11 protein-coding genes are annotated in these 14,571 nt (G+C 64.6%); 1 reads left to right on the top strand and 10 read right to left on the bottom strand.

Annotated elements, in window-relative coordinates:
- Positions 1-29: 29 nt before the first annotated feature.
- The 8 genes from mraY to coq7 all read right to left on the bottom strand — a co-directional run bounded on the left by mraY (position 30) and on the right by coq7 (position 8,968).
- Positions 30-1,199 (bottom strand): phospho-N-acetylmuramoyl-pentapeptide-transferase, encoded by a 1,170-nt coding sequence (gene mraY, locus E1956_RS05105; RefSeq protein WP_028220103.1) that lies wholly within the window; start codon positions 1,197-1,199, stop codon positions 30-32.
- Positions 1,200-1,219: 20 nt separating this feature from the next.
- Positions 1,220-2,656 (bottom strand): UDP-N-acetylmuramoyl-tripeptide--D-alanyl-D-alanine ligase, encoded by a 1,437-nt coding sequence (locus tag E1956_RS05100; RefSeq protein ID WP_134747669.1) that lies wholly within the window; start codon positions 2,654-2,656, stop codon positions 1,220-1,222.
- The gene (locus tag E1956_RS05095; RefSeq protein ID WP_134747668.1) at positions 2,653-4,218 is read right to left on the bottom strand and encodes a UDP-N-acetylmuramoyl-L-alanyl-D-glutamate--2,6-diaminopimelate ligase; all 1,566 of its coding nucleotides are present in this window, start codon (positions 4,216-4,218) and stop codon (positions 2,653-2,655) included. The genes E1956_RS05100 and E1956_RS05095 overlap by 4 nt, the downstream gene beginning before the upstream one ends.
- Positions 4,215-6,119 carry a peptidoglycan D,D-transpeptidase FtsI family protein gene (locus tag E1956_RS05090; protein WP_134747667.1) on the bottom strand — a complete coding sequence of 635 codons (1,905 nt, stop codon included), beginning with the start codon at positions 6,117-6,119 and terminating at the stop codon, positions 4,215-4,217. Before E1956_RS05090 ends, E1956_RS05095 begins: the two co-directional genes overlap by 4 nt.
- Positions 6,116-6,478 (bottom strand): cell division protein FtsL, encoded by a 363-nt coding sequence (ftsL, locus tag E1956_RS05085; protein ID WP_028220099.1) that lies wholly within the window; start codon positions 6,476-6,478, stop codon positions 6,116-6,118. Before ftsL ends, E1956_RS05090 begins: the two co-directional genes overlap by 4 nt.
- A complete protein-coding gene (rsmH, locus tag E1956_RS05080; protein WP_134747666.1) occupies positions 6,475-7,428 on the bottom strand; it encodes a 16S rRNA (cytosine(1402)-N(4))-methyltransferase RsmH in 954 nt (317 codons plus the stop codon). Before rsmH ends, ftsL begins: the two co-directional genes overlap by 4 nt.
- Positions 7,429-7,445: 17 nt before the next feature.
- A complete protein-coding gene (gene mraZ / locus E1956_RS05075; RefSeq protein WP_027818006.1) occupies positions 7,446-7,874 on the bottom strand; it encodes a division/cell wall cluster transcriptional repressor MraZ in 429 nt (142 codons plus the stop codon).
- Between the two features lie 389 nt (positions 7,875-8,263).
- Positions 8,264-8,968, bottom strand: coding sequence for a 2-polyprenyl-3-methyl-6-methoxy-1,4-benzoquinone monooxygenase (gene coq7 / locus E1956_RS05070; RefSeq protein ID WP_134747665.1), 705 nt, complete (start codon positions 8,966-8,968; stop codon positions 8,264-8,266).
- Between the two features lie 312 nt (positions 8,969-9,280).
- Between coq7 and E1956_RS05065 the strand changes: the two genes are divergently transcribed.
- Entirely contained in the window at positions 9,281-10,474 is a 1,194-nt protein-coding gene (locus E1956_RS05065; RefSeq protein WP_134747664.1) for a porin, read from the top strand.
- 145 nt (positions 10,475-10,619) lie between these two features.
- On the opposite strand, the gene E1956_RS05060 is transcribed toward E1956_RS05065, so the two are convergent.
- Positions 10,620-12,296: a long-chain fatty acid--CoA ligase gene (locus E1956_RS05060; protein ID WP_134747663.1), complete on the bottom strand. Its 1,677-nt coding sequence runs from the start codon at positions 12,294-12,296 to the stop codon at positions 10,620-10,622.
- A 156-nt stretch (positions 12,297-12,452) separates the two neighbouring features.
- Positions 12,453-14,531: a molybdopterin-containing oxidoreductase family protein gene (locus E1956_RS05055; RefSeq protein ID WP_134747662.1), complete on the bottom strand. Its 2,079-nt coding sequence runs from the start codon at positions 14,529-14,531 to the stop codon at positions 12,453-12,455.
- Positions 14,532-14,571 lie beyond the last annotated feature (40 nt).

Below are 14,571 nucleotides of genomic sequence, written 5' to 3'. Positions count from 1 at the left end.
TTCTTACCTGGTTGAACCCGTGGTGCCGATCAACGCAGCTTCAAAGTCGACAGGCCGATCAGGCACAGCATCAGCGTGATGACCCAGAAGCGCACGACCACCTGCGTCTCTTTCCAGCCGGACAACTCGAAATGGTGATGAAGCGGCGCCATCTTGAAGATGCGGCGCCCTTCGCCGTAACGCTTTTTCGTGTACTTGAACCACGTGACCTGCAACATCACGGAGAGCGTTTCGGCTACGAAGATGCCGCCCATGATGAAGAGCACGATTTCCTGACGCACGATCACGGCGATGGTGCCGAGCGCGCCGCCGAGCGCGAGCGCGCCCACGTCGCCCATGAACACTTGTGCCGGATATGTGTTGAACCAGAGGAACGCGAGCCCTGCCCCGCCCATCGCCGAGCAGAAGATCAGCAGTTCGCCCGCGCCGGGAATGTGCGGGAAAAGCAGGTACTTCGAGTAGACCGAGCTGCCCATCACGTAGGCGAACACGCCGAGCGAAGCGCCCACGAGCACGACCGGCATGATCACGAGGCCGTCGAGGCCGTCGGTGAGATTCACGGCGTTGCTCGCGCCAACGATCACGAAGTACGTGAGCGCGATGAAGCCCCACACGCCAAGCGGATAGCTGATCGACTTGAGGAACGGCAGCAACAGGTCGGCGCGTGCGGGCAGGCCCATCGAGAGGCCGCTCCTCACCCACGCCATGAAGAGATCGAACACGCGCACGTTGCTCGCCTCGGAGACGCTGAACGCGAGATACACCGCCGCGAACAGGCCGATCACCGACTGCCAGAAGTATTTCTCGCGCGAGGACATGCCGCGCGGGTCCTTGTAGACGACCTTGCGGTAGTCGTCGACCCAGCCGATCGCGCCGAAGCCGAAGGTCACGAGCATCACGATCCAGATGAAGCGGTTCGTGAGATCGCCCCACAGCAGCGTCGAAATGGCGATGCCCATCAGAATGAGCACGCCGCCCATGGTGGGCGTGCCCGACTTCACGAGGTGCGTCTGCGGGCCGTCCGTGCGCACGGCCTGGCCAACCTTCATTTCGGTGAGCTTACGGATCACCCACGGGCCGAAGAAAAGCCCGATCGCCATCGCGGTGATGGTCGCCATCACCGCACGGAACGTCAGATAACTGAACACGCGCAAGAAGCTTGCGTCATTCTGCAGCCATTGCGCCAGCGCCAGTAGCATGCCTTGTATTCCTTCGAATTTCAGTGCGCACCGGACGCTGCGTCCGGTGCAGGGGGTTGCGGATTCGTGAGGGCGGCCACCACGCGCTCCATCTGCATGAAGCGCGAGCCTTTCACGAGGATCGTTGCGCCTGCGCCGTAGCCGGCGCCGGCGAGCGCGCGAACCAGCTCAGGCACACCGGCGGCGTGCAGCGCGCCTGCGCCGAATGCCGCCGAGATGTCGCGCGCCGCGTCGCCGAGCGTGTAGAGCGCGTCGATGCCGCGCTCCTTCGCGTAAGCGCCTACTTCGCGGTGAAACACGGGACCGTTGTCGCCGACTTCGCCCATGTCGCCGAGCACCAGCACGCGCGGCGATGCATGCGAGGCCAGCACGTCGACGGCCGCGCGCACGGAATCGGGATTCGCGTTGTAGGTGTCATCGATCACCAGCGCGCCCGCGAGTTCCCCAAGCGCCGCGCGCTTGACCTGCAAGCGGCCCTTCACGGGCTCGAACGCTTCGAGACCGCGGCGGATTGCGTCGAGCGAGACGCCCGCGGCGAGCGCCGCCGCCGTGGCCGCGAGCGCGTTGTGTGCGTTGTGTGCGCCGAGCACCTGCAGCTCGACTTCGAACTGACCTTCAGGCGTGGCGATCGCGAGGCGGTTTGCGCTAGCGTTTTTGCCTGCGCCGATCACTTGCTTGCCCGTCACCGCCGCCTCGACTGCGCGCTCCTCTGTATGCAGTGCGAAATCGAGCACCTGCGAACCCGTGGCCGCCACGCGCCAGATGCTGGCGTAGGCGTCGTCTGCGGGAAATACCGCGGTGCCTTCAGGCTTGAGCGCATGGATCACGCTCGCATGCTCGAGCGCAACGGCTTCCACCGTCGCCATGAACTCCTGGTGCTCGCGCTGCGCGTTGTTCACCACCGCGACGGTGGGCTCCGCGAACTTCGCGAGCAGCTCCGTTTCGCCCGGATGGTTCATGCCGAGCTCGACCACCGCCAGCTTGTGCGCGGCGTTCAGGCGCAACAGCGTAAGCGGCACGCCGATGTCGTTGTTCAGATTGCCCGCGGTCGCGAGCCGCGCGTCTTCGCCCACTGCCGCCGCGAAGATCGACGCAATCATCTCCTTGACCGTGGTCTTGCCATTGCTGCCCGTGACCGCGACGAGCGGCATCGTGAAACGGCGCCGCCAGCCGAGCGCGAGCGCGCCCAGCGCCGTGCGCGTATCGTCCACGCGCAGCGCGGGCATACGCCAGTCGCCGGGGCTGCGCGAGACGAGTGCCGCGCTCACGTGGCGCCCCGCCACTTCGGACAGGAAGTCGTGCGCGTCGAAACGATCGCCCTTGAGCGCCACGAAAAGATCGCCGGGGCCGGCCGTGCGGCTATCGGTTGCGATGCGCTCGAAGGTTGCGTTCTCGTCGCCGAGCACGCTCGCGCCCGGAATCAGTGCTGCTGCTTCGCGCAGGGTCAGCATGGTCATTCCCCCCCTCCGCGCCCATGCCGATCCGATGTCGGACGGGCTGCGAGAGCAAGCCGCGCGTGATCCTGATCCGAGAACGCGCGCTTCTTGCCCATGATTTCCTGAGTTGCCTCGTGCCCCTTGCCGGCCAGCACGACGACGTCTTCCTTTGCCGCGCCACGCACCGCCTGCAGGATCGCGCTCGCGCGGTCCTCGATGCGGCGCGCCCTGGCGGGCTCGCGCATGCCGCCGGCGATCTGGTCGATGATCGCCGCGGGCGATTCGCTGCGCGGGTTGTCGCTCGTGACGACGACCTGGTCGGCCAGCCGCTCGGCGATCGCGCCCATCAATGGACGCTTGGTGGCGTCGCGGTCGCCGCCGCAGCCGAACATGCAGACGAGCTGGCCGCCGCGCGCCGCAGCGATCGGGCGCAGCGCGTCGAGCGTTTTTTCGAGCGCATCGGGCGTGTGCGCATAATCGATCACGACAAGCGGCTCGTCGTGATCCGTGCGCCCGCCCAGGCGCTCCATGCGGCCGTTCACCGGCTGCAGCTTCGAGAGCTCGTTGAGCGCCGCGACGAGCGGCACGTTCGCCGCGAGCAGCGCGCCGAGCACGCCCAGCAGGTTGCTCACGTTGAAGAGACCGAGCGTCTGCACTTCGACGTTCGCCTCGCCCCAGTCCGAGGTTTCCAGATGGAACGCCGTGCCCGTGGCCGTCGCGCGCACGGCGTTCGCGCGCACCCAGGCATCGGCGGCGGGCAGGTCCGCGGCGGGCGTCGTCACGGCGCAGGCAATCGTGCGCAGCTTGCCGCGCGTGGCGGACAGCAGGCGCCGGCCCGCTGCGTCGTCGGCGTTGATCACGGCTGCGTGCAGGCCCGGCCACGCAAACAACCGCGCCTTCGCAGCCTCGTAGGCCTCGAAGGTGCGGTGATAGTCGAGGTGGTCCTGCGTGAGATTCGTGAAGATCGCTACGTTGAACGACGTGCCGTTCACGCGCCCCTGGTGCAGCGCGTGCGACGAGACTTCCATCGCCACGGCCTGTGCGCCTTGCTGGCGCAGCTGGGCGAGCGAACGCTGAAGCTGCGGCGCATCGGGCGTCGTGAAGCCGGTATGCACGAGCTGGCCTGGAAAGCCGCTGCCGAGCGTGCCGACGATCGCGCACTTCTGCCCGATCGCCGTCAGCGCCGAGGCGACCCACTGGCTGCACGAGGTCTTGCCGTTCGTGCCGGTCACGCCGACCACGAGCATCGCGTCGCTCGGGTTGCCGTACCAGCCGCTGGCGATCTCGCCCGCGAGCACATCGAGCTGCGGCACGGCGAGCGCGTTTTGCGCCTGCGCCGCGTCGAACTGGCCCGCATAGCCTTCCGGCTGATACACGACAGCCGCCGCGCCGCGCGCGAGCGCGTTTTCGATATGCGAGCGGTTGTCGGCGCCTTCGACGGCGTAGGCGAGGAACACGTCGCCCGCTTTGAGCGAGCGCGTGTCGGCGTGCAGATCGGCTTCGGGCGCGACGCGCGCGCGCAGCCACGCGAGCGCGTCCGCGATCTGCCGGTGCGCGGGATGCTGGGTGCGCGTGGCGCTCATCGGACGACTCCGGGACGGTTTTTCGCGTTGTCGGCAACGGTCATGTGACGCGCGCCGACGGGGGTCTTGCTTGCCGGGCCGTTCGCCACGCGCTTGACCGTTGCGGCGGGCGCGGAAGCGGACGACGGCGCATTGGCGACAGCGGCGGCCGAAGCACTGTCGTCGGACACGACGAGTTGCTTGACCGGCATATCGGGCGGCACATTGAGCGAGCGCAGCGTGTCGCCGACGATGCCCGAGAACACCGGGCCCGACACCGCGCCGCCGAAGTGGCTGCCGGCCGTCGGCTCGTCGACGGTCACCGCGACCACGATGCGCGGATTCGGCATCGGCGCCATGCCGACGAACGACGCGCGGTACTTCGAGTGGTCATAGCCGTGCGGACCGTGCTTGTACGCCGTCCCCGACTTGCCGCCCACGCGGTAGCCGGGCACCGCCGCGTCGGGCGAGGTGCCGTCCTTCGAAACCACGCTCTCGAGCATCGTGCGCACTTCGCGCGCCGTGGTGGGCGCGAAGACCTGCGTGCCGACCACCGGCTGGTCGTCGCCGGGGTGGCGGAAGATCGTCACCGGCAGGATCTGGCCGTCGTGCGCGATGGCCGTGTATGCGCGCGCGAGCTGGAACAGCGAGACGGACAGGCCATAGCCGTACGACATGGTCGCCTGCTCGATGCGGCGCCAGCTTTTCCACGGACGCAGACGGCCCGCCGCCGCGCCGGGGAACCCGACCTTCGGCGCCTGTCCGAGACCGATGCTGGTATACATGTTCCACATTTCTTCGGGCCGGAGCGTCATGGCGATCTTCGTCGCGCCGATGTTGCTCGACTTCTGGATCACGCCGCCCACCGTGAGCACGCCGAACCCGGCGTCGTCGGTGATGGTTGCGCCATCGAGCGTGAAGTGGCCTCCACCCGTATCCACCAGTGTAGTCGGCGAGACGCGATGCAAATCGAGCGCCAGCGACACCGTGAACGGCTTCATGATCGAGCCCGGCTCGAACACGTCGGTCAGGATGCGGTTGCGCAGCTGCTCGCCCGTGAGGTGCGTGCGGTCATTCGGGTTGTAGGTGGGATAGTTCACGAGCGCGAGCACTTCGCCCGTGCGCACGTCCACCACCATCGCCGCACCGGCCTTGGCCTTGAACTTCTCCACCGCCGCCTTCAGGTTCGAATAGGCGATGTACTGGATCTTGCTGTCGATCGACAGTTCGACGTCCTGTCCGTTGTGCGGCACGACCGTTTCGTCGACGTCCTCGACGATATGGCCCATGCGGTCCTTGATGACGTGGCGAATCCCGGGCACGCCCGCGAGGAGTTTCTGGTCGGAGAGCTCGACGCCTTCCTGCCCTTCGTCTTCCACATTGGTGAAGCCGATCAGGTGAGCGGTGACCTGGCCTTCGGGATAGAAGCGCTTGTATTCGTTACGCTGATAGACACCGGGAATGTCGAGCGCCGCGACCTTTTGCGCGACGTCGAGCGGCACCTGGCGCTTCACGTAGACGAAGGTCTTGTCCTCGGAGAGCTTGGCGCGCAGTTCCTTGGTCGACATGTCCAGCAGCGTGCCGAGCTGCGTGAGCTTGTCGGCGCCGAGATCGTCGGGCACGTCTTCGGGGATTGACCAGATCGCGCGCACGGGCAGGCTCGTGGCGAGCACGAGGCCGTTGCGGTCGAGAATCTTGCCGCGCGTGGCGGGCATTTCGATCGTGCGCTGATAGCGGCTCTCGCCCTGCTTCTGATAGAACGCGTTGCCCGGCCCCTGAATCCAGAACGCGCGCGCGGCCAGCGCGACGAACGCCATGAACAGCATGAAGACGACGAACTTCGAGCGCCACATCGGCAGGCGCACCGAGAGAATCGGGTTCGGGGTAAAGGCGACGCTCTTGCGGTTATTGCCTTTTTTCATCGCGTGCCCCCACGGCGGCCCTTCGTGGCGGTGGCGGCCGCGCCCTGTGCCGGCGCGGAGGTGGGCACGGGCGCGTCAGCAGCGCTCGCGGCGCCTGGCGCGAGTGTCAGATATTGCGTGCGTCCGGTCGTCACGGGCTGCATCTTGAGCGAATCGGTAGCGATTTGTTCGACGCGCGACGTCCGCGACAGCGCGCTCTGCTGATATTGAAGCTGTGCGTAGTCCTGCTGAAGCTGCCGCTCCTGCGACTGCGCACGTTGCAACTGGAAAAACATCTGACGCTGCTGATTGGTGGCGTTGACGACCGACAGCGCACACCCCATGACGACGATCAGCAGGAAAATATTCAGACGGTTCATGGCGTGACGCGCTCCGCAATGCGCATCACGGCCGAGCGGGCGCGCGGATTGGCGGCGACTTCCTCATCGCTCGCGAATACGCGCCCAAGCAGCTTCAAAGGCGGGCTGGGCAGGTCGACGGCGCGGATCGGCAGGCGACGGTCGAGCGCCGGCGCGGTGGACTGCGCCTGCATGAACCGTTTCACGATCCGGTCTTCCAGCGAATGAAAGCTGATGACCACGAGCCGCCCCCCCTGCTCCAGCAACGACAACGCTGCTTCTAGTACGACTTGCAGCTCCGCAAGCTCTTGATTGACGTGAATCCGTATAGCCTGAAAGGTGCGGGTTGCCGGATCCTTACCCTTCTCACGGGTTTTGACGGCGTTAGCCACGATTTGGGCAAGCTCGCCCGTGCTGTCGAGAGGCCCGAGACGGTCGGACTCTGCCCGGCGAGCAACAAGCGCCTTTGCAATCTGAAAAGCAAACCGTTCTTCCCCATAATCTCGAATCACCTCCGTCAGTTCTTGCAACGTGGCCCGCGCGAGCCAGTCGGCGGCGGACTCGCCGCGCGTCGGGTCCATCCGCATGTCGAGCGGACCATTGGCGCGGAAACTGAAACCGCGCTCCGGGTCGTCGATTTGCGGCGACGACACGCCGAGGTCCAGCAACACGCCCGACACACGCCCTACCCCGCGCGCCGCCAGGGCGTCGCGCAGCGAAGCAAAACTCTCATGCACGATCGAGAAGCGCGCGTCGCCCACTTGCTGCGCCGTGGCGATCGCCAGCGGGTCCTTGTCGAACGCGATCAGACGCCCGGCTTCGGCGAGCCGGCCCAAGATCGCGCGACTGTGCCCGCCGCGCCCGAACGTGCCGTCCACATAAATGCCGTCCGCGCGCGTCACCAGCGCGTTGACCGCTTCATCGAGCAGCACCGTGCGATGCTGCAGTCCCTGTCCCATCGCAGATGCCATAGCGTTTTAAACCGCGATCAGAACGTGAAATTCTTCAAGGCGTCGGGCATGCCCTGCGCCATCGCCGCCTGTTCCTTGGCGGCGTAGGTCTGCGCATCCCACAACTCAAAATGACTACCCATGCCAAGCAGCATGACTTCCTTTTCCATTCCTGCTGCAAGACGTAATTCAGGCGAGACGAGCACGCGGCCCGCGCTGTCGAGATCGACGTCGGAGGCATTGCCCAGAAAAATGCGGCGCCACCAGTGCGCGTCCATCGGCAATGCCGCGACTTTCGCGCGGAACACTTCCCATTCGGGGCGCGGAAATAGCAACAGGCAGCCGTCCGGGTGCTTGGTGATCGTCACCCGGCCTTCTGCCTGTTGTTGCAGCGCGTCCCGATAGCGGGACGGAATCGACATCCGTCCTTTCGCATCGAGTGTCAGCGCCGACGCCCCCTGGAACAATTTGCTCCCCCTCGCGCGGCGCTGATCGCCGCCCGCCTAAATCTCAGGAAATTTACCCGAATGCGTCTTTGAAATCACACAAAAATACACTTTCTCACACTGTCTCCCACTTTAGAGGAAGGCCCCACGAGGGTCAAGGTGGGTGGTGCGTTTTTTGACGAAATTTATCCGATAGAACAAGGACTTAGCGGCGCTTGTTCAAGTCAGACAAAAAGCCAAAAACCGTTATGAATGAATGAGCTAACGAAGGTTGTGAAGGTGATACGTGAAATGCACGGAGAAAACCGTGGTGGTGCGGGGACTTGGCGGGGATTAATTCGGGCGACTGAAAGCGGTGAAAACCGGAGACTTGCGCGGACCGGATTAGTGTACCGGTCCGCGAAGACATATCAAATGTAGTACGCGGTCCGGGTCATGATTTTAGAGGCAGCGCGCATCAGCGAGCGCACCGGCAGCGGCAAATCGACACCGCCCAGATCCGTGGCCGATTTCGCATGGGCAATCTCGTCGGTGCGCATCTGCTCGACGATCGCGCGCGACTCCACGTCGGCGGGCGGCAACGCGTCGAGATGGCTGTCCAGATGATGCTCCACCTGGCGCTCGGTTTCGGCCATGAAGCCAAGACTGATCTTGTCGCCAAGACGCCCAGCCGCGAGACCGATAGCGAGCGCTCCCGCATACCAGAGCGGGTTGAGCAGGCTCGGGCGCGAGTCGAGCGCTTCGAGGCGGCGCGCGGTCCAGGCGAGATGGTCTTCTTCTTCACGTGCAGCCTGGTCGAACGCAGCCTTGAGCGTGGGCGATCGCGCCGAAAGCTTTTGCGCCTGATACAACGCCTGCGCACACACTTCGCCTACGTGATTCACGCGCATGAGACCCGCCGCGTGCGCGCACTCCGCAGGGGTAAGCTCGCCGGCCTGCGTCGCAGCCGAGCCGGACGCTTCGAATGATTCGGGCGACGCGGACCAATCCACGGCAGCGGCCGGAAGATCGGCAGGGGCGGCAGAAGGCTGCGGCATGGGCCGCGACATGCGCGACACCCCGGTGATCGAGCGCAGGCCCCGATCGAACTCGGTAATCAATTCGTCAAACGTCATCCAACCTCCCTCCGTACCTACTGCAACGCGGATCGCACAAAAACCCGACCGACCGGACGTTCTAAACCACTACAGGAACTCGCAGCACGCCGTCAATCCGGGGCAGCGCCGATTTCAGGCGCATATTTTAGACCATGTTGTGTAAACGAAACAGGTACTTACGTGCTGCCCGGCTTTTCCTTTGTTCGACATAAACGGTTTGTTACATTACGGGCAACTTCTCGCGAAGTTGGATGGCCGGGCCCCCGCTAGACAATAAATTGGCCTCGCTAACAAGACGCATAAAAGTCGCAAAACACTGGAGATCATTCAATGAAGAAGTCGCTTCTCGCGCTTGCTGCGCTGGGCGCGTTCGCGGGCGTTGCTCACGCTCAGAGCAGCGTCACGCTGTACGGCATCATCGACGAAGGTTTCAACATCAACACGAACTCGGGCGGCAAGCATCTGTACAACCTCTCGAGCGGCGTGATGCAAGGCAGCCGCTTCGGCCTGCGCGGTGCTGAAGACCTCGGTGGTGGCCTGAAAGCGGTCTTCGTGCTCGAAAACGGCTTCGACGTGAACACCGGCAAGCTCGGCCAGGGTGGCCTGATGTTTGGCCGCCAGGCTTATGTCGGCCTGAGCAGCAGCCAATACGGCACGGTTACGCTGGGTCGCCAGTATGACTCCGTCGTCGACTACGTCGGTCCGCTCGAAGCCGGCGACCAGTGGGGTGGCTACCTCGCTGCTCACCCGCAAGACCTCGACAACTTCAACAACGCGTACCGTACGAACAACACGGTCAAGTTCGCGAGCGCGAACTATGCGGGCCTGACGTTCGGCGGCACGTACAGCTTTGGCGGCCAGGCAGGCAACTTCTCGCAGAACCAGATCTGGTCGTTGGGCGCAGGCTACAACAACGGTCCGCTGGCCTTGGGCGTCGGCTACCTGAACGCACGCACGCCGAACAACTTCGGCGGCATTTTCAACAACAGCACGAGCTCCTCGCCGCTCTCGAACGCTGCTGAATCGACCAACACCGTGTACGGCGGCTTCTCGACGGCCAATACGTACCAGGTCATTGGCGCAGGCGGCGCATACACGTTCGGCGCGGCCACGTTCGGCGTGACGTATTCGAACGTCAGCTTCCGCAATCTGGGTTCGGTCGCCGGTGTGTCCCCGTCGCAGTATCAGCGCGGCTCGAACGCCACGTTCAACAACGTCGAAGCGAACTTCAAGTATCAGGTCACGCCGGCTCTGCTGGCTGGCTTCGCGTTCGACTACACGGACGGCAACAGCGTCACGCTGGCGAACGGCACGAGCCAGAGCGGCGCGAAGTACTATCAGTACTCGCTGGGCACGGACTACTTCCTGTCCAAGCGCACGGACGTCTACCTGATCGGCGTGTACCAGCACGCTTCGGGTACGGACTCGCTCGGCAACCCGGCTGTCGCCTCGATCAACGGCCTCACGCCGTCGAGCAACGACAACGTGTTCACGGCGCGTATCGGTATCCGTCACAAGTTCTAAGAAGAACAGCCGTTTCAGTCTCGAAGGCGCCTGCGGGCGCCTTTTTTCTTTGGCGCGTCCGGCGCCATCCGGCTCTCTTCACGCGCCCAAAACAAAAGGCCCACCCTTGCGGGCAGGCCTTCGGTGCGTGCGTGACGGCGGAGACTTACGCGTGCACTTCGCGCAATTCGCGCCGCAGGATCTTGCCGACGTTGCTCTTGGGCAAGTCGGTGCGGAACTCGATGAATTTCGGCCGCTTGTATCCGGTCAGCTGCGTCTTGCAGTATTCGAGGACGTCCTTCTCGGTGAGCGCCGGGTCCTTCTTCACGATATAGAGCTTCACCGCTTCGCCCGAGTGCGCGTCGGGCACGCCCACGGCTGCCACTTCGAATACACCCGGCAGCTTCGCGACCACATCTTCGATCTCGTTCGGATAGACGTTGAAGCCCGAGACGAGAATCATGTCCTTCTTGCGATCGACGAGCTTCACATAGCCGCGCGCGTTCATCACGCCCACATCACCGGACTTGAAGAAGCCGTCGGCGGTCATGACCTTCGCCGTTTCTTCCGGACGCTGCCAGTAGCCCGCCATCACCTGCGGACCGCGAATGCAGATCTCGCCCGCTTCGCCAATGCCCAGTTCGTTGCCGTTGTCGTCGCGAATCGAGATTTCCGTCGACGGCAGTGGCAGGCCGATCGTGCCCGTGTACTCGGTCGCGTCGGTCGGATTGCAGGTCACGCTGGGCGAGGTTTCCGACAGGCCGTAGCCTTCGACGATCGGCGTCTGCGTGCGCTCGTACCAGCGCTTCGCCACGGCTTCCTGCACGGCCATGCCGCCGCCGTTCGCGACCAGCAGATGCGAGAAGTCGAGCTTGTCGAAATCGGGGTGATTGAGGATCGCGTTGTAAAGCGTGTTGACTGCCGGGAAGGTCGTGATCGAATAGCCTTGCAGGTCCTTGATCATGCCCGCGATGTCGCGCGGATTCGGGATCAGCACGGCGAGGCCGCCCGTGCGCATCGTCAGCAGGCCGCAGACGGTAAGCGCGAACACGTGATAGAGCGGCAGCGCCGCAACCGTGACCGGCTGGGTGCCGGCGGCCAGACGCGCGAGCGCGGGCTGGGTCCACGCAGCCGACTGAAGCACGTTCGCGATGAGGTTGCGATGCAGCAGCGTGGCGCCTTTCGACACGCCGGTCGTGCCACCCGTGTACTGGAGGAACGCGACATCTTCGGGTTTCTGCTCGACGGGCTTGAACGTGAGGCGCGCGCCGGCCGAGACAGCGGCGTTGAAGCGCACGTGGCCCGGCAGGCTCCACGCAGGCACCATCTTCTTCACGTGGCGCACAACGTAGTTCACGATGAAGCCCTTCAGTGTGCCGAGCAGGTCGCCCATCGACGCCACCACGATGTGCTTGACGCGCGTCTGCGCGACGACTGCCTGCAGCGTCGCCGCGAAATTCTCGAGGATGATGATGGCTTCGGCGCCGCTGTCCTTGAGCTGATGTTCGAGCTCGCGCGGCGTATAGAGGGGGTTCACGTTCACGACGACATAGCCGGCGCGCAGGATCGCGGCAAGCGCGACCGGATACTGCAGCACGTTCGGCATCATGATCGCGATGCGCGCGCCGGGCGCAATGCCGCGCGACTGGAACCATGCGGCGAGCCGCTTCGAGAGTTCGTCGAGCTGTCCGTAGGTGATGGCCTTACCCATGCACGCGAACGCGGGTTTCGACCGGTTCGCGTTGAAGCTCTCCGTGAGCAGCGCCGTGATGGACGCATATTGGCTCGGGTCGATTTCCGCGGGAACGCCGGGTGGGTACGATTTCAGCCAGACTTTATCCATGCGGCGTCTCCTCCTGAATATTTTCGAATGGTCGTGCTAAAACGCTGATCGTAGCATGCAACCCGCGTTTTTCTTCCGCAAATCAGCGAGTTAGAAAGCCCCCTCGAACCACGGCAAGCGCGTTTGCGGGGGGCTTCAAGGCGTTTTGTTCAGGGCTTACGCGCGTTCGACTTCCACGAGACAGTCATAAAACGTCGCAGAGCCGCCCAGATCGGTGAGCGCCTGGCTCGTCACTTCGTTTGCGTTGCGGCCATCCGGTGCGAGCTTCTTCCACCAGATCGACAGGCCGACCACGAGGCCTTCGCGCGCACGCTCGGAGACGCGCGCACGCGCATGCATCGACCCACGGTCGTTGAAGACGCGCACCTGGTCGCCGTCCGCGATGGTGCGTCGCGCGGCATCGGCGGGGTGGAGATCGAGATGCGGCTCGCCTTCGGTCGCCCGCAGGCTCTCGACATTCACGAAGGTACTGTTCAGGAAATTGCGCGCGGGCGGCGAAATCATCGCGAGCGGGTAGCGTGCGGCCAGCTCGGGCGCACCGTCGGCTGATTCGTACGGCGGCAGGTAGTCGGGCACGGGCTCGAGGCCGGCCTTCGCGAGCGCCTCGCTGTAGAACTCGCACTTGCCCGTGGGCGTGCGAAAACCCCCGTTGGCGAATGGCGCGTCGGCGATATTCAACTTCACCCAGCCGTCCTGCTTGAGCCTCGCCCAATCGGCGCCAGCGAATGCGGGATCGCTCCAGTCGAACGCGTGCGCGGCCACCTCTTCGTCGCTCTCGAAGAGCGCCGGCTCGGTCAGGCCCATTGCGCGCGCAATCGAGCGGAAGATCTCGGTGTTCGGACGCGCTTCCCCCACCGGCGCAATAGCCGGCAGATTGGCCATCACGTAGGTATGGCCGTAGGACTTGTGAACATCGAGGTGCTCGAGCTGGGTCGTGGCGGGCAGCAGCAAGTCGGCGTGGTCCGCGGTGTCGGTCTGGAACTGCTCGAGCACGATCGTGAAGAGATCCTCGCGCGCGAAGCCCGCCGCCACCTTCGCCGACTCCGGCGCGACCGCCACCGGATTCGAGTTGTACACGACGATCGCCTCGACCTTCGGGCCGAACGTGGCGTCGCCCGCGTGCGTGAGCGCATCGCCGATCTGGTTCATGTTGACGATGCGCGGCTGATGGTTCGGCCAACCAGGAATCAGGTCGGGACGCTGGAGCGCGTTCCCATTGATTGGCGCCCAACCCGACGACGAAAGCAGCACGCCACCGGCGCGCTCGCGCCAGGCGCCGGTCAGTGCCGGCAGGCAGGCGATTGCGCGCACCGCATTGCCGCCGCCGCGCACGCGCTGCAGGCCGTAATTCATGCGGATCGCCACCTTGCGCGTGGAAGCATAGAGGCGCGCCAGATCGACGATCGTTTGTTCCTCGATGCCGCAGATCTGCGCGACGCGCGCAGGTGCATAGGCGAGCGCGCGCGCCTTCAACTGCTCGAAGCCATGCGTGTGCGCCGCGATGTACTCGTGATCGAGACGGTCTTCGGTGATCAGCACGTGCATCATGCCGAGCGCGAGTGCGCCATCGGTGCCCGGCTTCAGTGCGATGTGCTGATGGCACTTCTCCGCCGTGAGCGAGCGATACGGATCGATCGCAATCAGCTTCGCACCGTTGCGCTTGGCTTCCTGCGCGCGCGTCCAGAAATGCAGGTTCGAAGCAATCGGATTCGCGCCCCAGATCAGGATCACTTCACTCTCGGCGAAGTGCTCGGTGAGCATGCCCAAGCTCGAGCCATACGTATAGCGCAGGCCCGCTGCACCCGCGGCCGCGCAGATCGTGCGGTCTAGCCGTGAAGCGCCGAGCTTGTGGAAAAAACGCTGTGCGATGCTCTCGCCTTGCACGAGGCCCATCGTGCCGGCATAGCTATACGGCAGGATGGCTTCGGGCACACGTTGCGCGATCTCGCCAAGGCGCGCAGCCGCAATCGCACATGCCTCGTCCCAGCTGATCGGCTCGAAGCGCCCTTCCCCCTTGCGGCCGACGCGCTTCATCGGTTGCGTTATACGCTTCGGGTGATGCACGCGCTCGGCGTAACGGGTCACTTTCGTGCAGAGCACCCCTTGTGTCGGCGGATGGTCGGGGTCGCCGCTCACCTTGATGGCCTTGCCGTCCTCGACGGTCACGCGCATCGCGCAGGTGTCGGGGCAGTCGTGGGGACAGACTGCGCGGGCAAATTCGGCTCGGGCATTCATGAGGAATCCGTCGATGGAAGGTGGTCTCGATACCGCGATT

Source organism: Paraburkholderia pallida (assembly GCF_004524855.1).
GTDB classification, from domain to species: domain Bacteria; phylum Pseudomonadota; class Gammaproteobacteria; order Burkholderiales; family Burkholderiaceae; genus Paraburkholderia; species Paraburkholderia oxyphila.
Note: the sequence above shows the minus strand (reverse complement) of the source record. Positions and strands in the feature narration are given on the sequence as shown.